This is a genomic window from Serratia sp. X10 (assembly GCF_017811775.1).
Classification (GTDB): domain Bacteria; phylum Pseudomonadota; class Gammaproteobacteria; order Enterobacterales; family Enterobacteriaceae; genus Serratia; species Serratia ureilytica.
Map to the genome: position 1 here is coordinate 76,771 of NZ_JAEIOH010000011.1, position 21,239 is coordinate 98,009.

The 21,239-nt window shown below is 62.3% G+C and carries 17 protein-coding genes; 9 read left to right on the forward strand and 8 right to left on the reverse strand.

Going from position 1 to position 21,239, the window contains the following annotated elements:
• Positions 1–9 precede the first annotated feature (9 nt).
• Entirely contained in the window at positions 10–804 is a 795-nt protein-coding gene (panB, locus tag J9788_RS23915) for a 3-methyl-2-oxobutanoate hydroxymethyltransferase (protein ID WP_046897332.1), read from the reverse strand.
• 166 nt (positions 805–970) lie between these two features.
• Here panB and qseB point away from each other — a divergent pair, with 166 nt between their 5' ends.
• Positions 971–1,633 carry a quorum sensing response regulator transcription factor QseB gene (gene qseB / locus J9788_RS23920; RefSeq protein ID WP_033651337.1) on the forward strand — a complete coding sequence of 221 codons (663 nt, stop codon included), beginning with the start codon at positions 971–973 and terminating at the stop codon, positions 1,631–1,633.
• Positions 1,630–2,988: a quorum sensing histidine kinase QseC gene (gene qseC, locus J9788_RS23925; protein ID WP_182265357.1), complete on the forward strand. Its 1,359-nt coding sequence runs from the start codon at positions 1,630–1,632 to the stop codon at positions 2,986–2,988. The genes qseB and qseC overlap by 4 nt, the downstream gene beginning before the upstream one ends.
• Positions 2,989–2,993: 5 nt before the next feature.
• On the opposite strand, the gene folK is transcribed toward qseC, so the two are convergent.
• From folK to thpR, 6 genes are all read right to left on the reverse strand, one after another.
• Complete coding sequence (folK, locus tag J9788_RS23930; RefSeq protein WP_004937558.1) at positions 2,994–3,494, reverse strand: 2-amino-4-hydroxy-6-hydroxymethyldihydropteridine diphosphokinase; 501 nt, start codon at positions 3,492–3,494, stop codon at positions 2,994–2,996.
• Complete coding sequence (gene pcnB, locus J9788_RS23935; RefSeq protein ID WP_071883579.1) at positions 3,494–5,041, reverse strand: polynucleotide adenylyltransferase PcnB; 1,548 nt, start codon at positions 5,039–5,041, stop codon at positions 3,494–3,496. Before pcnB ends, folK begins: the two co-directional genes overlap by 1 nt.
• Before the next feature lie 61 nt (positions 5,042–5,102).
• Positions 5,103–6,014, reverse strand: coding sequence for a tRNA glutamyl-Q(34) synthetase GluQRS (gluQRS, locus tag J9788_RS23940; protein ID WP_182265356.1), 912 nt, complete (start codon positions 6,012–6,014; stop codon positions 5,103–5,105).
• A 72-nt stretch (positions 6,015–6,086) separates the two neighbouring features.
• On the reverse strand, positions 6,087–6,542 hold the full coding sequence (dksA, locus tag J9788_RS23945; protein WP_004937569.1) for an RNA polymerase-binding protein DksA: 456 nt from the start codon (positions 6,540–6,542) through the stop codon (positions 6,087–6,089).
• A gap of 183 nt (positions 6,543–6,725) precedes the next feature.
• Entirely contained in the window at positions 6,726–7,433 is a 708-nt protein-coding gene (sfsA, locus tag J9788_RS23950) for a DNA/RNA nuclease SfsA (RefSeq protein ID WP_004937572.1), read from the reverse strand.
• Positions 7,430–7,972, reverse strand: a complete 543-nt coding sequence (gene thpR / locus J9788_RS23955; protein WP_046897335.1) for an RNA 2',3'-cyclic phosphodiesterase — start codon at positions 7,970–7,972, stop codon at positions 7,430–7,432. Before thpR ends, sfsA begins: the two co-directional genes overlap by 4 nt.
• Positions 7,973–8,162: 190 nt before the next feature.
• Between thpR and hrpB the strand changes: the two genes are divergently transcribed.
• The 7 genes from hrpB to J9788_RS23990 all read left to right on the forward strand — a co-directional run bounded on the left by hrpB (position 8,163) and on the right by J9788_RS23990 (position 19,852).
• A complete protein-coding gene (gene hrpB / locus J9788_RS23960) occupies positions 8,163–10,601 on the forward strand; it encodes an ATP-dependent helicase HrpB (protein ID WP_182265355.1) in 2,439 nt (812 codons plus the stop codon).
• Between the two features lie 118 nt (positions 10,602–10,719).
• Positions 10,720–13,212 carry a bifunctional glycosyl transferase/transpeptidase gene (gene mrcB, locus J9788_RS23965; protein WP_033644705.1) on the forward strand — a complete coding sequence of 831 codons (2,493 nt, stop codon included), beginning with the start codon at positions 10,720–10,722 and terminating at the stop codon, positions 13,210–13,212.
• Positions 13,213–13,463: 251 nt separating this feature from the next.
• The gene (gene fhuA / locus J9788_RS23970) at positions 13,464–15,656 is read left to right on the forward strand and encodes a ferrichrome porin FhuA (RefSeq protein WP_182265354.1); all 2,193 of its coding nucleotides are present in this window, start codon (positions 13,464–13,466) and stop codon (positions 15,654–15,656) included.
• Positions 15,657–15,703: 47 nt separating this feature from the next.
• Positions 15,704–16,501, forward strand: a complete 798-nt coding sequence (gene fhuC, locus J9788_RS23975) for a Fe3+-hydroxamate ABC transporter ATP-binding protein FhuC (protein WP_046897338.1) — start codon at positions 15,704–15,706, stop codon at positions 16,499–16,501.
• On the forward strand, positions 16,501–17,409 hold the full coding sequence (gene fhuD, locus J9788_RS23980; protein WP_182265353.1) for a Fe(3+)-hydroxamate ABC transporter substrate-binding protein FhuD: 909 nt from the start codon (positions 16,501–16,503) through the stop codon (positions 17,407–17,409). Before fhuC ends, fhuD begins: the two co-directional genes overlap by 1 nt.
• Entirely contained in the window at positions 17,406–19,394 is a 1,989-nt protein-coding gene (gene fhuB / locus J9788_RS23985; RefSeq protein WP_182265352.1) for a Fe(3+)-hydroxamate ABC transporter permease FhuB, read from the forward strand. Before fhuD ends, fhuB begins: the two co-directional genes overlap by 4 nt.
• A gap of 305 nt (positions 19,395–19,699) precedes the next feature.
• Positions 19,700–19,852, forward strand: a complete 153-nt coding sequence (locus tag J9788_RS23990) for a Hok/Gef family protein (RefSeq protein WP_004937610.1) — start codon at positions 19,700–19,702, stop codon at positions 19,850–19,852.
• Between the two features lie 124 nt (positions 19,853–19,976).
• Here J9788_RS23990 and metK read toward each other — a convergent pair whose 3' ends face one another.
• Positions 19,977–21,131, reverse strand: coding sequence for a methionine adenosyltransferase (gene metK, locus J9788_RS23995; protein WP_046897341.1), 1,155 nt, complete (start codon positions 21,129–21,131; stop codon positions 19,977–19,979).
• Positions 21,132–21,239 lie beyond the last annotated feature (108 nt).

Consider the following 21,239-nt stretch of genomic DNA (forward strand, 5'->3'; position numbering starts at 1 on the left):
AACCATCGCTTAGTTAAAAGAGTGTTCAGCCGCCGGATAGAGGCCTTGCTCCACTTCCTGAATGTAGTGTTGCACCGCCGTGCGGATATCGCCGCTTTGCGCCAGGAAGTTCTTGGCGAATTTCGGCGTGTGACCGCCGGTGATGCCGAAGGCGTCGTGCATCACCAGGATTTGGCCGTCGGTGCCGTTGCCGGCGCCGATGCCGATGACCGGAATGGAGAGCGCTTCGGTGATCTGGCGCGCCAGCTCGGTCGGCACGCACTCCAGCACTAGCAGCTGAATGCCGGCCAGCTCCAGATTTTGCGCGTCCTGCAGCAGCTGTTTGGCCGCCAGTTCGTCACGCCCTTGCACCTTATAACCGCCGAACACGTTGACCGACTGCGGCGTCAGCCCCAGGTGGCCGCATACCGGCACCGCGCGTTCGGCGAGCATTTTCACCGTGTCGCACAGCCAGCTGCCGCCTTCCAGTTTCACCATGTTGGCGCCGGCGCGCATCAGCTCGGCGGCGTTATTGAAGGTCTGTTCCGGGGTGGCGTAACTCATGAACGGCAAATCGGCCAGCAACAGGCAGGCCGGCGCGCCGCGGCGCACGGCGCGCGTGTGGTAGGCGACGTCGGCGACGGTGACCGGCAGCGTGGAGTCGTGGCCCTGCAGCGTCATGCCCAGCGAATCGCCCACCAACAGGACTTTAATGCCTTGCTCTTCAAACAGCTTGGCAAAGCTGGCATCGTAGGCGGTAAGGGTAGCAAACTTGCGTTGCTCCTGTTTCCACTGGCGCAAATGGGTCACGGTGGTGGGTTTCATCACAACGTCTCCTGAAACGGGCCGTGCGGCTTACGCAGGCCCAGGCTGCAAAAAAGTGCAGCCATTCTACTGTAACCCGATCGGGGTGGGTAGCGCGGATCGCCATGCTTAAGCGGTTCTTAAGAACCTTGTGGTGCAATGGCGTCATGACTCAAAAGGGATACTCATGCGAATTCTGCTGATCGAAGATGACAAACTGATCGGGGACGGCATCAAGGCCGGGCTGACCAAACTCGGCTTTAATCTGGACTGGTTCACCGACGGCGCGGTTGGTAAAAACGCCCTGGGCAGCGCGCCGTATGACGCGGTGATCCTCGATCTCAGCCTGCCGGGCCTCGATGGACTGGATCTTCTGCGCCAGTGGCGTCAGGCCGGGCAGGATGTGCCGGTGCTGATCCTCACCGCCCGCGATGCGTTGGAGCAACGGGTCAGCGGGTTGCAAAGCGGCGCCGACGACTACCTGTGCAAACCGTTCGCGCTGGCCGAAGTGGCGGCGCGCCTGCAGGCGCTGATCCGCCGTCGTCACGGCCAACTGATGCCGCAGCTGACGCACGGCAACGTGGTGTTCGACAGCGCTACCCGCAGCGTGAGTTGCAACGGCGAACCGGTGACGCTGACGCCGCGCGAATTGGCGGTGCTGGAGCTGTTTCTGCACAACAAAGGGCGCGTGCTGGCGCGGCCGTTGATCCAGGAGAAGCTGTACAACTGGGACGACGAGGTGAGCAGCAACGCGGTGGAGGTGCATATTCACCACCTGCGGCGCAAGCTGGGCAACGGCTTCATCCGCACCATCCACGGCGTGGGCTATACGCTGGGGGATGCGCCGTGAAGCGCCTCAGCCTGCGGCTGCGTCTGATCCTGATTTTCAGCCTGCTGGCGCTGCTGACCTGGTGCACTGCCAGCGTGGTGGCCTGGGTGATGTCGCGCAATACCATCAACGAAGTATTCGACACCCAGCAGATGCTGTTCGCCAAGCGGCTGGCGACCGCCAACCTCGGCGATCTGCTGGCCGATGAAAGCGCGCGCAGCCTGCCGAAAACCAAGAAGCTGGTGCATCATGGCAAACGGGGCGAGCAAGATGATGACGCGCTGGCGTTCGCCATCTTCGATCGCCAGGGCAAGATGCTGCTCAACGACGGCGAGAACGGTGCCGACTTCCTGTTTGACGGGGAGCGTGAAGGTTTTACCGACGGCGAACGCAAAGGCGATGACGACAGTTGGCGCCTGGTATGGTTGACCAGCCCGGACGGGCGCTACCGCATCGTGGTCGGTCAGGAGTGGGATTACCGGCGCGATATGGCGCTGGGCATGGTGACCGGCCAATTGGTGCCCTGGCTGGCGACGCTGCCGGTGCTGATGCTGCTGATTGCGTTGATGGTTGGGCGCGAGCTGCGGCCGCTGCGTGCGGTGGCCGCCGGTTTGCGCCGGCGCGCGCCCGATGACGCCACGCCGCTGGATGCGCGCCAGGTGCCAACCGAGGTGCGCCCTCTGGTGGATGCGCTCAACGCGCTGTTCGCCCGCATCAATGCGTTGCTGGTGCGGGAGCGGCGTTTCACCTCCGATGCCGCGCACGAATTGCGCAGCCCGCTGGCGGCATTGCGGGTGCAGACCGAAGTGGTGCAGTTGGCGGGGGACGATGCGCCGATGCGCGAGCACGCGCTGGACAACCTGACGGTCGGCATCGATCGCGCCACCCGGCTGGTGGATCAGCTGCTCACGCTGTCGCGGCTGGATTCGCTGTCGGATCTGGCCGAACTGGCGCCCATTGACTGGAACGAACTGGTGATGATGACCCTGGCGGAACAGGATCGGCTGGCTCATGCGGCGGGCGTGACGCTGCGTTATGAACAGCAGGGAACGCCGCCGGTGCGTCAGGGGCAGACCTTGCTGCTGTCACTGTTATTGCGCAACTTGCTGGACAACGCGGTGCGTTACACCCCGCAGGGCGGCGCGGTCACCGTGACGTTGAGCGAACGTTCGCTGACGGTGGAGGACGACGGTCCGGGTGTCACCATGGAGCATCTGGCGCGGCTCGGAGAGCGCTTCTATCGCCCGCCGGGGCAGGAACAGACCGGCAGCGGGCTGGGGCTCTCGATCGTACAGCGTATTGCCGGCTTGCATGGTTTACAGATCAGTTTCGCCAATCGCCCGGCGGGGGGATTTGTCGCGCGGCTGGCGCTGTAGGCGGGTCAGGATTTCGGTTTTGGCGAGTGCCACAGCGCCATGCCGTTTTCCGGCACGCGCTTGAGGCAGCTGGCGAGCGGTTCGCCATCGGGGAAAATCAGATCGGGGGCGATTTCCGCCAGCGGGTAGAGCATGAATTCGCGCTCTTTCAGGCCGTAATGCGGTACGGTCAGGCGATCGGTATGGATCACCTTGTCGCCATACAGCATGATGTCCAGATCGAGCGTGCGCGGCCCCCAGCGTTCATCCTTGCGCACGCGCCCCTGATTGCGTTCTATCGCCTGGGTATGGTCGAGCAGCTGTTCGGGCGGCAACAGGGTATCCAGCGCCACCACCGCGTTGAGAAAGTCCGGCTGGTTTTGCGGCCCCAGCGGCTTGGTGCGGTAAAACGAAGAACAGGTGACCAGCCGGGTGCGCGGGAGATGCTCCAGCGCCTCCAGCGCGGCGTTAACCTGTTGCAGCGGCTGCGCCAGGTTGCTGCCCAGCGCGATATAAACGCGGATCATTATGCCCCTTCTTTACGCGGTGCCCGGCGGCGAGGACGGCGTTGACGCGCGCGGCGCGGCGCCGGATCGTCACCCAGGGTGCTCAACATGGCTTTCTGCCGCGCCGGCGTGGCGTCCTGGAACTCACCCCACCACTCGGCCAGACGCAGCATCTCCTGATTGTCTTCCACTTCCGCACGCAGCGCCAGCAAATCATAGGCGGCGCGGAATTTAGGATGTTCCATCAGTTTGTGCGCGCGTTTGCCCTGACGACGAGACAGGCGCAGCTGCAGCTGCCAGATATCGCGCACCAGCGTGGTAATGCGTTTCGGGATCGCCAGCGAGCGGCACTGCTCGTCGAGCACATCGTTCATCGCCAGCGCGAAGGCGTCGTAGTACGCCAGGCCGCTTTCCTGCGCCAGTTTCTGCGCGTGCTCCAGCAGCGGGTACCACAGCATGGCGGCAAACAGGAAGGCCGGATTGACGCGCATGTCGTTCTGCAGGCGATGATCGGTGTTCTTCAGCACCTGCACCAGAATGCGCTCCATCGGCGTATCGTGGTTCGGCGTGAAGTTGCGGGCGATCAGCGGGAACAGCGGTTGGAACAGCTGATATTCGCACAGCTTCAGGTAGGTCTGGAAACCGTAACCCGCCTGCAGCAGCTTGAGGGATTCTTCGAACAGACGCGCCGGTGGGATCTCATGCAGCAGCGAAGCCAGACGCGGGATCGGCTCGGCGGTCTCTTCACTGATGCGCATATCCAGCTTGGCGGCGAAGCGCACCGCGCGCAGCATGCGCACCGGATCTTCGCGGTAACGGGTTTCCGGATCGCCGATCAGGCGGATCACGCCTTGTTTCAGGTCATTCAGGCCGCCGACGTAATCGCGCAGGGTGAAATCCGCCACGCCGTAGTACAGGCTGTTGATGGTGAAATCACGGCGCTGGGCGTCTTCTTCGATCGAACCGAAGATGTTGTCGCGCAGCAGCATGCCGTTTTGCGCCTGCTGGGAGGAATTCTTGTCGGATTCCTGATTCTGTTCGTGGTGGCCGCGGAAGGTGGCCACTTCGATGATCTCCGGCCCGAACATCACGTGCGCCAGACGGAAACGGCGGCCGACCAGGCGGCAGTTGCGGAACAGCTTGCGCACTTGCTCCGGCGTGGCGTTGGTGGTGATGTCGAAGTCTTTCGGCTTTTTGCCGAGCAACAGATCGCGCACCCCGCCGCCGACCAGATAAGCCTCGTAGCCGGACTTGTTCAGGCGATAAAGCACTTTCAGCGCATTCTCGCTGATGTCTTTGCGCGAAATCGAGTGTTGTTCGCGCGGGATCACGGTCATCGAGTCGTTGCTCTCGGCGAGGGGGAAAGGCGGACGCTTGCGCGGCGTTGAGCGGCGGGCAGGGGCGTTGCTGCCGTTATCGGCGGCGCGCGGCTGCGGCGCAGGGCGGCTTGGCGCCGCGGCACGCTCTTCGCGGACTACGTTTTTATCGCCGGCCGCCGCGTCGTCGCGGGGCAGCTTGTCATCGCGGGTCAGTACCTTACGACAGAAGTTGGCTACTCGGGTAAAAATGGTACACCTCGATAGTGACTGATAAAAATGGAGCTAACAAAAAATAGCGGCTAATCATAGCTCACCATGGCTCCTTTGAGAATGCCGGCGTGTTTTCATCCAGAGGGATAGCCTCCTGACGCGGCACGTTTTCCAACCGCCAGTGTTCGACTGCCCAGCTCAATAATAATGGCAGGTCAAGATCTTGCCAGCTTTCCGGCAGCGGTTGGCGCAGAAATTTCAGCGCGGCGATCAGCACCGGCCGCGGATCGCCGGCGGGCAACGCCGGCGCATGGTTTTGCTTCGACAGTTTGATGCCGTTGGCGCCCAGCGCCAGCGGCAGATGCACATAGGCGGGCACCGGCGCCTGCAGCTGGCGGTAAAGGGCAATTTGGCGCACCGTCGGTTCGATCAGATCGGCGCCGCGGACAATCTCGGTCACGCCCTGAAAATGGTCGTCGATCACCACCGCCAGGTTGTAAGCGAACAGCCCGTCGCGGCGGCGAATGATAAAGTCTTCTCCCGCCAGCGCCGGATCGGCGTGCAATTCTCCCTGCAGGCGATCGTGGAACCGGTAAACGGGGGCGGTCTGACGCAAGCGGATAGCGGCGCCCTGCGGGCCGAGCTGCAAATCGCGGCAGTGGCCATCGTACAATCCGCCGATTTGCTGGATGCGGCTGCGGGTGCAGGTGCAGTAATAGCTGAGCCCCTGGCGCTGCAACAGATCCAGCGCGGCGCGATAGGCGTCGTGACGTTGGGATTGATAGATGACCTGGCCGTCCCAGTGGAGACCATAATGTTCCAGCGCGGACAGGATGCGAGCGGCGGCGCCGGGGACTTCGCGCGGCGGGTCGATATCTTCGATGCGAACCAGCCACTGCCCGCGTTGGGCGCGAGCCTGAAGGTAGCTTCCCAGAGCGGCAATCAGCGAGCCGAAATGCAGATCCCCGGAAGGCGATGGGGCAAAGCGCCCCACATAATGACTTTCTTGCATATCAGAGGGGAGGGGTTCCCTTTTCTCTGTGCGGCGCACGCGGATGCGCACGCCGCAGCGGTAACAACGGTATTAGCCGGCCATCTGCTTTTCGCGGATCTCAGCCAGCGTCTTGCAGTCGATGCACAGATCGGCGGTTGGACGCGCTTCGAGGCGACGAATACCGATCTCCACGCCACAAGATTCGCAGTAGCCGAAATCATCGTCTTCCACTTTCTTCAGCGTTTTCTCGATCTTTTTGATCAGTTTGCGTTCACGGTCACGGTTACGCAGTTCAAGGCTGAACTCTTCTTCCTGAGTAGCGCGGTCGGCCGGATCAGGGAAGTTGGCTGCCTCTTCTTGCATATGCGATACAGTACGGTCCACTTCGTCCCTGAGCTGGTTGCGCCACGCTTCAAGAATGCGCTTGAAATGCGACAACTGGGCGTCGTTCATGTACTCTTCGCCCGGCTTCTCTTGGTACGGCTCCACCCCAGCGATGGCGAGAATGCTCAAGGACGAGGTTTTACGGTTTTGCCCTTCTTGCATGTTGCTTCTCCTACATACACACGCACTATCGAATCCCCAATGCGGGGGAAAAACAGGCCGCTATAAATAACAGAAGGAAGGTAGGTTGGCAATTATTCCTGTCGCCCGCTTGACAATCGTGTGAAGGCGGGCGTATTTGGCGATCGTGCTGGCCGGTTGTCTATTTATAGGGACCCGACTGCGCTAATCGATAAAAAACGGCAGCTTATCGCAGAGATAAATACCGTCAGGTGATAACTTTGCCCCGTAGCAAACCACTTCCACTCCCAACTGCCGGACCTGTGCCAACAGCGCCGCATAGCGCTCATCTATATGATGTGCCGGTGCGACCTGCTCAATACCGCTGTGTAACACGGCAAAGAACAATACCGCCCGTTGCCCGCTTTCAACCACGCTGAGCAACTCACGCAGGTGCTTTTGCCCTCTGAGCGTTACCGCATCAGGAAAGTAACCACGTTGTTGTTGCAGTAATGTGACTGACTTAACTTCAATATAGCAGTTAACCCGATTTTCTGCCTGTAATAACAAATCGATACGGCTGTTTTCACCGCCGTATTTCACTTCGCCGCTAATTTTACTGTAACCGGATAATTCATTGATTAAATTGTGTTCGATCGCCTCGCGCACCAGCGCGTTGGCGCGCAGGGTGTTGACGCAGATCCAGTGCCCCTGTTGGGTATGGGTCAGCTCCCAGCTGTGGGCGTATTTGCGTTTGGGGTTGTCCGACGTGGAGTACCACACGGTGTCGCCGGGCGTGGCGCAGCCGGTCATGGCGCCGGTATTGGCGCAGTGCAGCGTAAAGGTTTCCCCTTCCGGGGTGATCACGTCCGCCAGAAAGCGTTTGTAACGTTTGATCAGCGTGGCGGAGCGCAGCGGTGGAGAAAAAATCATGGGGATGCCTGCTTGGCCAGCGGCCACTGTTCAAGGTGTTGGTAACGGGTGCGGCCGTTTTCGAACACCGACTCATACAAGGAAAAGGCGTCGGCGCTGAACGCCCAGCCCGGCGTCGCCGGCGGGATCGCCACCGGCTGGGTGGCGGCGCGCAGCAGCGTGATGTGCGGATGGAACGGCAGCGCGCTTTGATGGCAGCCGCTGCGTGCGGCCTGCGAACGCAGCAGCTCGGCCAACTGCAGCAGCCCGCGCGGCGCGCGGCGGGTGCCGAGCCAGACCACGCCGGGGCGCGGCCAATGGCCGAGATCGTCGAGCCGCATGCTGAAGCCGGGTTGAACGATGCGGCCGGCCAACTTACGCAGCGCCAGTTCTTTCTGTGCGCTGACTTCACCGAGAAACGCCAGCGTCAGATGCAAATTGGCCGCCGCTACCGGCCGACCGGCTTCCGGTGCAAACGCCTCGGCGCGCCAGCGGACCACCTGCTGTTGCAGGGCGTCAGGCAAGGACAGGGCGAAAAACAGGCGGCGCGAATTGGACATAAGGGCTCGGCAAATGCATGACAATACGGTCGGGAACAGCGGTAAACGTTACTGGCAGCGGCCCCGCGAGGGGCGCGGCGCACGAATGAGCTCCGTACTATAGCTAACGCCGCAACAGTTTGAAAGGTTACGGGGATAAAGCTAATGCTACACTGTACGCCGTTTAACGCTAACCACTACGGAGAATTCAGTGTCTTCATTGCCCGTCAGCGCAGTGCTCGATGAGTTGCTGGCTGCGCTGCAGTCTGCCCCGCAGGTGCTGTTGCACGCCCCGACCGGCGCCGGTAAATCCACCTGGCTGCCACTGCAGATCCTGGCTAAGGCCGGGTTGCCGGGGCGCATTATCATGCTGGAGCCGCGGCGGCTGGCGGCGAAGAACGTCGCCTATCGCCTGGCGCAGCAACTGGGGGAGGAGCCCGGCCAGACCGTGGGCTATCGCATGCGCGCCGAAAGTAAAAGCGGGCCGCAGACCCGGCTGGAAGTGGTGACGGAAGGTATTCTCACCCGCATGCTGCAGCAGGATGCCGAGCTGCAGGGCGTATCGCTGGTGATCCTCGATGAATTTCACGAACGCAGTCTGCAGGCCGATTTGGCGCTGGCGCTGCTGCTCGACGTGCAGCAAGGGCTGCGCGACGATCTGAAACTGCTGATCATGTCGGCTACGCTGGATAACGCCCGTATGACGCAGCTGCTGCCGCAGGCGCCGGTGGTGGTGTCCGAAGGGCGCAGCTTCCCGGTTGAGCGCCAGTATCAGCCGTTGGCCAGCCATCTGCGGCTGGAAGACGGCGTTGCGGCGGCGGTGAAGCGCCTGCTGGCCGAGCAGGCGGGGTCGTTGCTGCTGTTCCTGCCGGGTGTGGCGGAGATCAATCGGGTGCTGGAGCGTTTGACCGGCGAGGTGGCGAGCGATACCGATCTTTGCCCGCTGTATGGCGCGTTACCGCTGGCGCAGCAGCAAAAAGCGATTCAGCCGGCGGCGCCGAGCCGCCGCAAAGTGGTGTTGGCGACCAACATCGCCGAGACCAGCCTGACGATAGAGGGCATTCGGCTGGTGGTGGACAGCGGCCTTGAGCGCGTAGCGCGCTACGACGTGCGCAACGGCCTGACGCGGCTGGCGACACAGCGTATCAGTCAGGCGTCGATGGTGCAGCGCGCCGGGCGCGCCGGGCGCCTGGAGGCGGGCATTTGCTGGCATCTGTTCGCCAAAGAGCAGGCGGAGCGCGCGGTGGAACACGCTGAGCCGGAAATTTTACAGAGCGATCTCACCGGCTTCTGGCTCGAGCTGCTGCAGTGGGGGTGTCATGATCCGGCGCAGCTGACCTGGCTTGACGCGCCTCCGGCAGCGGCATTGGCGGCGGCCAGGGCGTTGCTGCACCGGCTGGGGGCCACGGATGACGGCGACAAACTCACCGCGCCGGGGCGCCAAATGGCCGCTCTGGGATGTGAACCGCGTCTGGCGGCGATGCTGGTCGCCGGCGCGGCGCTGAGCGCCGACGGCCTGGCGACGGCCGCGTTGCTGGCGGCATTGCTGGAAGAACCGCCGCGCGGCGGGCAGATGGATATCGGTTATTGGCTGAGCCGCCCGCAGCCGAACTGGCGGCAGCGCGCCGCGCAGTTAGCCAAACGTCTGCCGCACCGTGCGGGGCAAGTTGACGCCGATTTGGCGCCGCGGCTGTTGGCGCTGGCATTTACCGATCGCATCGCCCAGCGTCGCGGTCAGGATGGCCGCTACCTGCTGGCCAACGGCCTGGGCGCGGCGATGAACCAGGACGAGGCGCTGTCGCGCGCGCCCTGGTTGATTGTCCCCAACCTGTTGCAGGGCCACAATAGCCCGGATGCGCGTATTTTGTTGGCGTTGCCGGTCGATATCGAGGCGTTGGCGGCGCAGCTGCCGGCGATGGTCATGCAACGCACGGCGGTGGAGTGGGATGAAGAGAAGGGGACGCTGCGCGCCTGGAAACGCCAGCAGATCGGCCGTCTGACGCTGCGCGCGCAGCCGCTGGCCAAGCCGGCGGACGAAGAGCTGCAGCAGGCGCTGCTCGACTGGGTGCGCGCGCAGGGACTGGCAGTGCTCAACTGGGAGGGCGCAGCTGAACAACTGCGGGTGCGCCTGCAGTGCGCGCAAGCCTGGTTGCCGGAGGCGGAGTGGCCGGCGATGGACGAAGAACCGCTGCTGGCGGCGCTGGAGCAGTGGCTGCTGCCGTCGCTGAACGGCGTGCGCGATCTGCGCGGATTGAAGCAGGTCAACCTCGCCGAGGCGTTGTCCCGGCTGTTGGACTGGCAGCAAAAACAGCGGCTGGATAATGCATTACCCACTCATTACACTGTGCCGACCGGCAGCCGCCTGCCGATCCGTTATGAGGCCGGCAAACCGCCGGCGCTGGCGGTGCGTTTGCAGGAAATGTTCGGCGAGCAGCGCAGCCCGATGTTGGCGGAGGGTCGCATCCCGGTAGTGCTTGAGTTACTCTCACCGGCGCACCGGCCGTTGCAAATCACCGGCGATCTGGCGGCCTTCTGGCAAGGCGCCTACCGCGAGGTGCAAAAAGAGATGAAGGGCCGCTACCCGAAACACGTGTGGCCGGACGATCCGGCCACGGCGGCCCCGACGCGCCGAACGAAGAAATATCAGTAGGCCGCGATCGTTTAAGGTTTGGAATTCAGATGTTTCTTCTGTTCAGCGCCACGGCGTCGGCACAGATTAAGCGACTCATTATGGCCGGCAGTGTCGGCAAGCTCGGAGAACAACAGCCATGGCTGGGGATGACCGCGAGCCCATCGGGCGCAAAGGAAAACAACCAAAAAGCACCGCGTCGCGCAAGCCGCCGCGCCGTCGCCGAGACGACGATTATGACGATTACGAAGAAGACGAGTATGACGATGACGAGTATGAAGAGGAGGAGGAACGCATGCCGCGTAAGGTGAAAGCGACTCCGCCGCGTAAAAAACGCCGCTGGCTCGGCCTGTTTATCAAACTGATCCTGGTGCTCGCCGTCCTGTTGGCGATCTATGGCGTCTACCTGGACTCGCAGATCCGCAGCCGCATCGACGGCAAAGTCTGGCAGCTGCCGGCGGCGGTGTACGGCCGCATGGTCAACCTGGAACCGGGCATGCCGTACAGCAAGAAGGAGATGGTTAACCTGCTGGAAGGCATGCAGTACCGCCAGGTCAGCCGCATGACGCGTCCGGGCGAGTTTACCGTGCAGGCCAACAGCATCGAGATGCTGCGCCGCCCGTTCGACTTCCCGGATGGCAAAGAAGGGCAGATCCGCGCCCGCCTCGATTTCCAGAATAACCGCCTGGCGAAGATCGAAAACCTGGACAGCGGCCGCAGCTTCGGCTTCTTCCGCCTCGATCCCCGCCTGATCACCATGCTGCAGTCGCCGAACGGCGAACAGCGGCTATTCGTGCCGCGTTCCGGTTTCCCGGATCTGTTGGTGGATACGTTGATCGCCACGGAAGACCGCCACTTCTATGAGCATGACGGCATCAGCCCGTACTCCATCGGCCGCGCGGTGTTGGCCAACCTGACCGCCGGCCGCGCGGTGCAGGGCGGCAGCACCCTGACGCAGCAGCTGGTGAAGAACCTGTTCCTGACCAACGAACGTTCGCTGTGGCGTAAGGCCAACGAAGCCTATATGGCGCTGCTGGTGGATTACCGTTACAGCAAGGATCGCATTCTGGAGCTGTATCTGAACGAGGTATACCTCGGCCAGAGCGGCAGCGACCAGATCCGCGGCTTCCCGCTGGCCAGCCTGTACTACTTCGGCCGCCCGGTGGATGAGCTGAGCCTCGATCAACAGGCGTTGCTGGTCGGCATGGTCAAGGGCGCGTCGCTGTATAACCCGTGGCGTAACCCAAAACTGGCGCTGGAACGCCGCAATCTGGTGCTCAAACTGCTGCAGAACCAGGGCGTGATCGACGGCGAGCTGTATGACATGCTGAGCGCGCGTCCGCTGGGCGTGCAGCCGAAAGGCGGCGTCATTACGCCGCAGCCGGCGTTTATGCAGATGGTGCGTCAGGAACTGCAGACCAAGCTGGGCGATAAGGTGAATGACCTGTCCGGCGTGAAGATCTTCACCACGCTGGATCCGGTGTCGCAAGACGCGGCGGAAAAAGCGGTCGAAGACGGCATCCCGGCGCTGCGCGCTGCGCGTCACCTGCAGGATCTGGAAGCGGCGATGGTGATCGTCGATCGCTTCAGCGGTGAAGTGCGCGCCATGGTCGGCGGCGCCAACCCGCAGTTCGCCGGTTTCAACCGCGCCATGCAGGCGCGACGCCTGGTCGGCTCGCTGGCCAAACCGCCGACGTACCTGACTGCGCTGTCCGAGCCGGACAAATACCGCCTCAACACCTGGCTGGCGGATGCGCCGCTGTCGCTGAAACAGCCGAACGGCGCCGTCTGGCAGCCGAACAACTATGATCGCAAATTCCGCGGTCAGGTGATGCTGGTGGATGCGTTGGCCAACTCGCTGAACGTGCCGACGGTGAACCTCGGCCTGTCGGTCGGGCTGGATCAGATCAGCGCCACGCTGCAACGCCTGGGGATCCCGAAAGCGGAGATCAACCCGGTGCCTTCGATGCTGCTGGGGGCGATCGGCCTGACGCCGATGGAAGTGGCGCAGGAATACCAGACCATCGCCAGCGGCGGTAACCGTGCGCCGCTGTCGGCGGTGCGTTCGGTGATCGCCGAAGACGGCACGGTGCTGTACCAGAGCTTCCCGCAGGCGGAGCGCATGGTGCCGGCGCAGGCCGCTTACCTGACGCTGTACGCGATGCAGCAGGGTGTGGCGCGCGGGACCTCCCGCTCACTGTCGGTGAAGTTCCCGAACTACAACCTGGCGGCGAAAACCGGTACCACCAACGATCTGCGCGACAGCTGGTTCGCCGGCATCGACGGCAAGGAAGTGGCGATCGCCTGGGTCGGGCGCGATAACAACGGCCCGGCCAAGCTGACCGGTGCCAACGGCGCGTTAACCCTGTATCGCCGCTATCTGGAAAACCAGACGCCGCTGCCGCTGATGCTGCAGCCGCCGGAAGGCATTAACCAGATGAGCATCGACTCCGCCGGCAACTTTATCTGCGGCGGCGGCAGCTGGCGCACCATCCCGGTCTGGACCGACAATCCGCAGGGACTGTGTCAGGCCAGCCAGGCGGCGGTGCAGCAACAGCAGCAACCGGCGGCGGGTGAGCAAAAAGATGGCGATGGCGTCGCCGGCTGGATCAAGGATATGTTCGGTCAGTAATCGCTGCCGGGGCGCCCGCCCCGGTGAAAATTTTTGCTTTGTTATTAAGCCCGTAACCTTGGTTGCGGGCTTTTTTATTTTTCCGCTCGTTTTATTTCCCTGTTAACCGCAAGGCTAAGCGCCTAATCCTTAACCTATTTGCCCTATGAATTCGGCTTGCAGTTTAATTTGGCTTCTGCATAAAATGCGACGCTTATAATAATTATTATCGTTTACATTCGTCATTTAATAATTCATCAGAGAAATAAATCATGCTGACCAAGCGTCTTTCATCATCCGCGGCCAAGCAGGGCCGTCTCCCCGTCAGCGCGTTAGCGATCACCGTCGCTGCGGCGTTGGGTACGCTGGCGATGCCGGCTTTTTCCGCCGACGCCAAGCCGGCCGCCAAGGAAGACACGATTACCGTTGTGGGCAGCAGCAACACCGCCCAGCAGGAAAGCGCCTGGGGGCCGGTTGGCACCTATGTCGCCAAGCGCAGCGCCACCGGCACCAAAACCGATACGCCGATCGAGAAGAACCCGCAGTCCGTTTCCGTGGTAACGCGTGAAGAGATGGACATGCGCCAGCCGGATACGGTGAAAGGCGCGCTGGCCTATGCGCCGGGCGTATTCGCCAGCCGCGGCAGCTCCACGACCTATGACGCGGTGGCAATCCGCGGCTTCCCGGCCACCAACACCACTCAGTATCTGGATGGCCTGCGGCTGCTGGGCGATAACTACAGCGAAGCGTCCATCGATCCTTATTTCCTCGAGCGCGCCGAGCTGCTGCGCGGCCCGGTCTCGGTGCTGTACGGCAAAAGTAACCCCGGCGGCCTGGTCTCGATGGTCAGCAAGCGGCCAACCACCGAGCCGCTGCGCGAAATCCAGTTCAAGATGGGTACCGATAACCTGTTCCAGACCGGTTTCGATTTCAGCGACGCGCTGGACGATCAGGGCATCTATTCCTATCGCCTGACCGGCCTGGCGAAAGACAGCGATTCGCAGCAGACCATGAGCAAAGAGAAGCGCTATGCGATCGCGCCTTCCTTTAGCTGGCGCCCGGATGACAAGACCAACTTCACGCTGTTGGCCAACATTCAAAACGATCCCTATACCGGTTATTACGGCTGGTTGCCGAAGCAGGGCACGCTGATCCCGTTGCCGGACGGCAGCAAACTGCCGACCGATTTCAACGAAGGCGAAGCCAGCAACTATACCTCCCGCAAACAGCGGATGATCGGGTACAGTTTCGAACACGCCTTCAACGATACCTGGGCGGTGCGCCAGAACCTGCGTTATATGCAGGTGGACACCGACATGAAGAGCATCTACGGATTCGGCTTGTCATCACCGACGACGATCAATCGCGCTTATGTTCAGTCGAAAGAGCACCTGAACAATTTCTCGGTGGATACTCAGGCGCAGGCGAAGGTGAAAACCGGCGATATCGACCACACGCTGTTGTTCGGCGTGGACTACATGCGCATGCGTAACGATATCAATGCCGCATTTGGCACCGCGGACGGGCTGAGCATGACCCATCCGCAATACGGGAATGACGCAGTCAACATCAACTTCCCTTACAATTATCTGAACCGTCAGGAGCAAACCGGCCTGTATGTGCAGGAACAAGGGGAGTGGAACCAGTGGCTGTTGACGCTGGGCGGTCGCTATGACTGGGCGAAGACCTCCGCTTACAATCGTGATACGAATTTGACGGATCAGCAGACCGACCGGCAGTTCACCTGGCGCGGCGGCCTGAACTATCTGTTCGACAACGGCGTGACGCCGTATTTCAGCTACAGCGAGTCGTTTGAGCCGAATTTGGGCACGACGCAAGGGGGCAGCACCTTCAAACCTTCGATCGGCAAGCAGTATGAAGCCGGCGTGAAATACGTGCCGAAGGATCGCCCAATCGTGCTGACCGGCGCGCTGTATCAGCTGACCAAGAATAACAACCTGACGCCGGATCCGGATAACGCGCAGTTCAGCGTGCAGAGCGGCGAGATCCGCTCGCGCGGCGTGGAGCTGGAAGCCAAGGCGGCGTTGAACGCCAACGTCAACCTGATCGCCTCCTATACCTATACCGATGCGAAGTACACCAAGGACAACACTTACCAGGGTAAACCGACCGTCGAGGTGCCGAAACACATGGCGTCGCTGTGGGCGGATTATACCTTCCACGAAACGGCTGTGAGCGGTTTGACGCTGGGTTCCGGCGTGCGTTACGTTGGCTCCAGCTCGAGCTTCAACAGCGATAACACCACCTTCAAGGTGCCGGACTACACGCTGGTGGACGCCACCATTAAATACGATCTGGCGCGCTTTGGCCTGCCGGGCTCGTCCGTGGGCGTCAACATCAACAACCTGTTCGACAAGACTTACGTATCGAGCTGCTACCGCGACTATGCCTGCTACTGGGGCGCAGAACGCCAGGTGGTCGCCACCGCAACCTTCCGTTTCTAACCGGATAGCTGGGGCGGCGGCGCGTCGCCCCGGAAAAAGCAGGATCTATGCAGGACAAACTTCTTAATCCCGGCGCGACTTTCGCGCTGGATAACGCCAGCTTCGCCGTTCCCGGCCGGGTGCTGCTGCAACCGCTGTCGCTCCGTTTTCCTCAGGGCAAAGTCTGCGGCCTGATCGGCCATAACGGTTCCGGTAAATCCACCCTGTTGAAACTGCTCGGGCGGCACCATGCACCCAGCGACGGCCAGATCTTGCTCAATCGGCAGCCGTTGGCGCAGTGGGACAGCAAATCCTTCGCCCGCCAGGTGGCCTACCTGCCGCAGCAGTTGCCGGCGGCGGAAGGCATGACGGTGCGCGAGCTGGTGGCCGTCGGCCGCTATCCGTGGCATGGCGCGCTGGGGCGTTTTGGCGCCAACGATCGCCAACAGGTAGAAGAGGCCATCGCGCTGGTGGGGCTGAAGCCGTTCGCCCACCGCCTGGTGGACAGCCTGTCCGGCGGCGAGCGCCAACGCGCCTGGCTGGCGATGATGGTGGCGCAGGACAGCCGCTGCCTGCTGCTCGACGAGCCGACTTCGGCGCTGGACATCGCGCACCAGGTCGAGGTGCTGGCGCTGATCCAGCGCCTGAGCCGCGAACGCGATCTCACGGTGATCGCCGTACTGCACGACATCAATATGGCGGCGCGCTACTGCGACCATTTGGTGGCGCTGCGCGGCGGTGACATGATCGCCCAGGGAGGCCCGTTGGAACTGATGCAGGGGCCAGTGCTGGAGCAAATTTACGGTATTCCTATGGGCACGTTGCCGCACCCGAGCGGCGGCGCGCCGGTGAGTTTTGTCTACTGATGTCCTCTGCATTCACTTCTTCTCACGATCCGCTGCGCCGCCGCCTGTTGATGGCGCTGGCGCTGTCGCCGCTGTTGGGATCGTTGCCCGGGCGAGCGGCGGATGCGCCGCCGGATATCGCGCGCGTTGCGGCGCTGGAATGGCTGCCGATCGAGCTGCTGTTGGCATTGGGCGTGACGCCGCTGGCGGTGGCCGACGTCCATAACTACAACCTGTGGGTGGCGGAGCCGAAGCTGCCGGCGACGGTAGTCGACGTCGGCCAGCGCACCGAACCGAATCTCGAACTGCTGCAGCAGCTCGAACCTTCGCTGGTGTTGCTGTCGCAAGGCTATGGCCCGACGCCGCGAAAAATCCAACCCATCGCGCCAACCATGAGCTTCGGCTTCAACGACGGCAGCGGCAAACCGCTGACCGTCGCCCGCCAGTCGCTGCTGGCACTGGGGCAACGATTAGGCATAGAAAGCCGGGCGATAAACCACCTGGCGCAGTTCGACAGCTTTATGCAGGACGCGCGTCAGCGCCTGCAAAGCTACACCCGTCAACCGTTGCTGCTGTTTTCCCTGATAGACACCCGCCATGCGTTGATCATCGGCCAGAAAAGCCTGTTCCAGGAAGCGATGGATCAACTCGGCATCCGCAATGCCTGGCAGGAGCAAACCGACTTTTGGGGCACGGCGGTGGTGGGGATTGAACGGTTGGCCACGGTGCGTAACGCCCGGGTCATCTATCTCGATCACGGTAATCAGGCGATGATGGACAAGGTCAGCGCGACGCCGCTGTGGCAGTCATTGCCTTTTGTGCGGCAAAACCAGCTGCGGCAGGTACCGGCGGTGTGGTTCTACGGCGCCACGCTGTCGACGATGCGTTTTTGCCGTTTACTGGCACAAGCTCAGGAGAGTGCGTCATGAATGCGGGCATCCGGAAATTGCCGCTGACGCTGATCCTGTTGTTGCTGGCGGCGGCAGGCGGTTTGACGATATACAACCTGATGCAGCAATTGCCGCCGGCGCAATGGGCGCAGGCGCTTAGCGCGCCGGACATCGACGATGTGCGGCAAATGCTGTTCCATTACAGTCTGCTGCCGCGGTTGACGGTGTCGCTGTTGGCCGGCGCCGGTCTGGGGCTGGTCGGCGTCCTGTTCCAGCAGGTGTTGCGCAACCCGTTGGCAGAGCCGTCGACGCTCGGCGTGGCCGCCGGCGCGCAGCTCGGCCTGACCATCGCCACGCTGTGGGTGCTGCCGGGGGGCGAGTTCACCCGGCAGCTGGCCGCTATGATGGGGGCGATTGTGGTGGGCGGGCTGGTGTTCGGCGTCGCCTGGGGCAAGCGTATGTCGCCGGTGACGCTGATTCTGGCCGGGCTGGTGCTGGGGCTTTACTGCGGCGCGGTCAACAGCCTGTTGGCGCTGTTTAATTACGATCGGCTGCAGGGCATGTTCCTGTGGGGCACCGGCGCGTTGAACCAACAGGACTGGAGCGCGGTACAGTTTATCCTGCCGCGCTTGCTGGTGGCCGGCGCGCTGGCGGCCCTGTTGCTGCGCCCGCTGACGCTGCTGGGGCTGGACGACGGCGTGGCGCGCAACCTGGGGCTGGGGCTGTCGATGGCGCGCTTCTGCGCTCTCGGGTTGGCCATTATCTTCAGCGCCATGTTGGTGAGCGCGGTGGGCGTTATCGGCTTTATCGGCCTGTTTGCGCCGCTGATGGCGAAGATGCTGGGCGCTCGCCGCCTGGCGCATCGCATGATGTTGGCGCCGTTGCTGGGGGCGTTGCTGCTGTGGCTGACCGATCAGGTGATGATTGGGGTGACGCAGGTGTGGCGTGAGATCCCGACCGGGGCGGCCACCGCGCTGTTCGGCGCGCCGCTGCTGCTGTGGCTGCTGCCGCGTTTGCGCAGCGCCGCCACGCCGCCGCCGATGAACCTGGGCGACAAGGTGCCTGCCGAGCGCGGGAATCTGCCTGGCTGGGCAGCGCTGGCCGGCGTCGTGTTGCTGATTGGCCTGACCCTGGCGCTGATGCTGGGCAAAAACGCCGGCGGCTGGCACTGGAGCCTGGGCGCGGAGCTGGACGCCTTGCTGCCGTGGCGCTGGCCGCGGGTGCTGTCGGCGTTGGCGGCGGGCATGATGCTGGCGGTCGCCGGCACGCTGATCCAGAAGCTGACCGGCAACCCGATGGCCAGCCCGGAAGTGTTGGGCATCAGCTCCGGCGCCGCTTTTGGCGTCGTGATGATGCTGTTTATGGTGCCGGGCGACGCCTTCGTTTGGCTGTTGCCCGCCGGCAGTCTTGGGGCGGCCGTTACGCTGATGATCATCATGATTGCCGCCGGCCGCGGCGGTTTCTCGACCGAACGCATGTTGCTCGCCGGCATCGCGCTCAGCACCGCCTTTACCACCGTCATCTTCCTGCTGCTGGCCAGCGGCGATCCGCGTATGGGGGGCTTGCTGACCTGGCTTTCCGGTTCAACCTATTCGGTGGAGCCGGCGCAGGCGTTGCGCACCGCGCTGATTGCCGCCGGATTGATGATATTGGCGCCGCTGTGTCGTCGCTGGCTGACCATTCTGCCGCTCGGCGGGGCCACCGCCCGTTCGGTGGGGATTGCGTTGACGCCTGCGCGATTGACCATTCTGTTGCTGGCCGCCACGCTGACCGCCATGGCGACCCTGACCGTGGGGCCGCTGAGCTTTGTCGGGCTGATGGCGCCGCATATGGCGCGCATGCTGGGCTTCCGCCGCGCGCTGCCGCAGATGGTGATCGCCGCGCTGTTGGGCGGTTTGCTGATGGTATTTGCCGACTGGTGCGGGCGGATGCTGTTGTTCCCGTATCAGATCCCCGCCGGGTTACTGGCGACCTTTATCGGCGCGCCGTACTTCGTTTATCTGTTGCGCAAGCAGACGTCGTAAGCTTCACCCCTACTTTGCCTTCTCCTCCATCAAGGGCCCAGCGTTGCTGGGCCTTTTTTCAACGCCTTGCAAGGCGTTGCGTGTCGCTGCGCAAGAAAGACATTTAACGTGAAAAGGAACGCGGGAAGAGAGGGGGAGGTGAATATACTGCGGGCGGGTGCTCTGGATCTTTGTCTCTGGAGCCCGTGCGAAAGATACAAAGAGAAAAGCCCCGAGTCGATATCCATCAACCCGAGGCCTACTCTAACGCGTGACAACGTTAAGTTAGCCTCTTACCCGCCGCGAGGCAAGGAGAAGAAGGCATGATGCCGAACAAACGGAGCCTGTTAAAACTGGTGGTTATTTGTGCCACGGTAATATCACTGGCATGGATAACCCGCAGCACGCTGTGTGAGCTGCGTATCCGATCGGGCACTACGGAGGTTGCGGCCATTTTGGCTTACGAATCCGAACGGTAAGGCAACCCAGCGGCGGGGGCTTGGCCTCCGCTAGCCGGCAGTCGATGCGTTGATCCATGAGCACCCATCCGTTCAAAAAAAACGGCGAGCCTTGGCTCGCCGTTTTTCATGTTGATGTCGGGGCTTATTTCAGGCCGGCGGCATCGCGCAGCAGCTCAGCTTTGTCGGTCGCTTCCCATGGGAAGTGTTCGCGGCCGAAGTGGCCGTAGGCGGCGGTTTCGCGGTAGATCGGCTGCAGCAGATCCATCATCTGGATCAGGCCGTATGGGCGCAGATCGAAGAATTCGCGCACCAGCAGCGTCAGCTGTTCGGTTGGCACTTTCTCGGTACCGAAGGTTTCCACCATGATGGAGGTCGGTTCCGCTACGCCGATAGCGTAAGACACCTGGATCTCGCAGCGATCGGCCAGGCCGGCGGCGACGATGTTTTTCGCCACGTAGCGCGCCGCGTATGCCGCGGAACGGTCAACCTTGGACGGGTCCTTACCGGAGAAGGCACCGCCGCCGTGGCGAGCCATGCCGCCGTAGGTGTCGACGATGATCTTACGGCCGGTGAGGCCGCAGTCGCCCATCGGGCCGCCGATAACGAAACGGCCGGTCGGGTTGATGTGGTATTTGGTGCCCGCCGTCAGCCATTCCGCCGGCAGTACCGGCTTGATGATCTCTTCCATCACCGCTTCTTGCAGATCTTTCAGCGAGATGTCTTCTGAGTGCTGGGTGGACAGAACGACGGCGTCGATGCCGACGATTTTGCCGTCGTCGTATTGGAAGGTCACCTGGCTCTTCGCGTCCGGGCGCAGCCACGGCAGGGTGCCGTTCTTACGCACTTCGGATTGGCGCTGCACCAGACGGTGCGCGTAGGTGACAGGCGCAGGCATCAGCACGTCGGTTTCATTGGTGGCGTAGCCAAACATCAAGCCCTGATCGCCGGCGCCCTGCTCGAGAGGATCGGTACGGTCAACGCCCTGATTGATATCCGGGGATTGCTTGCCGATGGCGCTCAACACTGCGCAGGAGTTGGCGTCAAAGCCCATGTCCGAATGAACGTAGCCGATCTCGCGCACGGTCTTGCGGGTGATCTCTTCGATATCGACCCAGGCGCTGGTGGTGATTTCACCGCCGACCAGCACCATACCGGTTTTCACGTAGGTTTCGCAGGCGACGCGCGCTTTCGGATCTTGCTCCAGGATGGCGTCGAGGACGGCATCGGAGATCTGGTCGGCGATTTTATCTGGATGTCCTTCGGAGACGGATTCGGACGTGAAGAGGTGTTTAGCCATTGTGTTCTTTACCTTGCATAAGACGGGTTAGAAATTACTGCACAGCGCTGGAGATCCGGCATCGAAGCGAAGGGTCTTCCGCTGATGGTGCGAGATGCATCCTGCAAC

Bases quoted from the DNA above. Each gene is read 5' to 3' on its own strand.
- panB (WP_046897332.1), bottom strand. From the start codon at position 804: ATGAAACCCACCACCGTGACCCATTTGCGCCAGTGGAAACAGGAGCAA.
- qseB (WP_033651337.1), top strand. From the start codon at position 971: ATGCGAATTCTGCTGATCGAAGATGACAAACTGATCGGGGACGGCATC.
- folK (WP_004937558.1), bottom strand. From the start codon at position 3,494: ATGATCCGCGTTTATATCGCGCTGGGCAGCAACCTGGCGCAGCCGCTG.
- gluQRS (WP_182265356.1), bottom strand. From the start codon at position 6,014: ATGCAAGAAAGTCATTATGTGGGGCGCTTTGCCCCATCGCCTTCCGGG.
- dksA (WP_004937569.1), bottom strand. From the start codon at position 6,542: ATGCAAGAAGGGCAAAACCGTAAAACCTCGTCCTTGAGCATTCTCGCC.
- sfsA (WP_004937572.1), bottom strand. From the start codon at position 7,433: ATGATTTTTTCTCCACCGCTGCGCTCCGCCACGCTGATCAAACGTTAC.
- thpR (WP_046897335.1), bottom strand. From the start codon at position 7,972: ATGTCCAATTCGCGCCGCCTGTTTTTCGCCCTGTCCTTGCCTGACGCC.
- mrcB (WP_033644705.1), top strand. From the start codon at position 10,720: ATGGCTGGGGATGACCGCGAGCCCATCGGGCGCAAAGGAAAACAACCA.
- fhuA (WP_182265354.1), top strand. From the start codon at position 13,464: ATGCTGACCAAGCGTCTTTCATCATCCGCGGCCAAGCAGGGCCGTCTC.
- fhuC (WP_046897338.1), top strand. From the start codon at position 15,704: ATGCAGGACAAACTTCTTAATCCCGGCGCGACTTTCGCGCTGGATAAC.
- fhuD (WP_182265353.1), top strand. From the start codon at position 16,501: ATGTCCTCTGCATTCACTTCTTCTCACGATCCGCTGCGCCGCCGCCTG.
- fhuB (WP_182265352.1), top strand. From the start codon at position 17,406: ATGAATGCGGGCATCCGGAAATTGCCGCTGACGCTGATCCTGTTGTTG.
- J9788_RS23990 (WP_004937610.1), top strand. From the start codon at position 19,700: ATGCCGAACAAACGGAGCCTGTTAAAACTGGTGGTTATTTGTGCCACG.
- metK (WP_046897341.1), bottom strand. From the start codon at position 21,131: ATGGCTAAACACCTCTTCACGTCCGAATCCGTCTCCGAAGGACATCCA.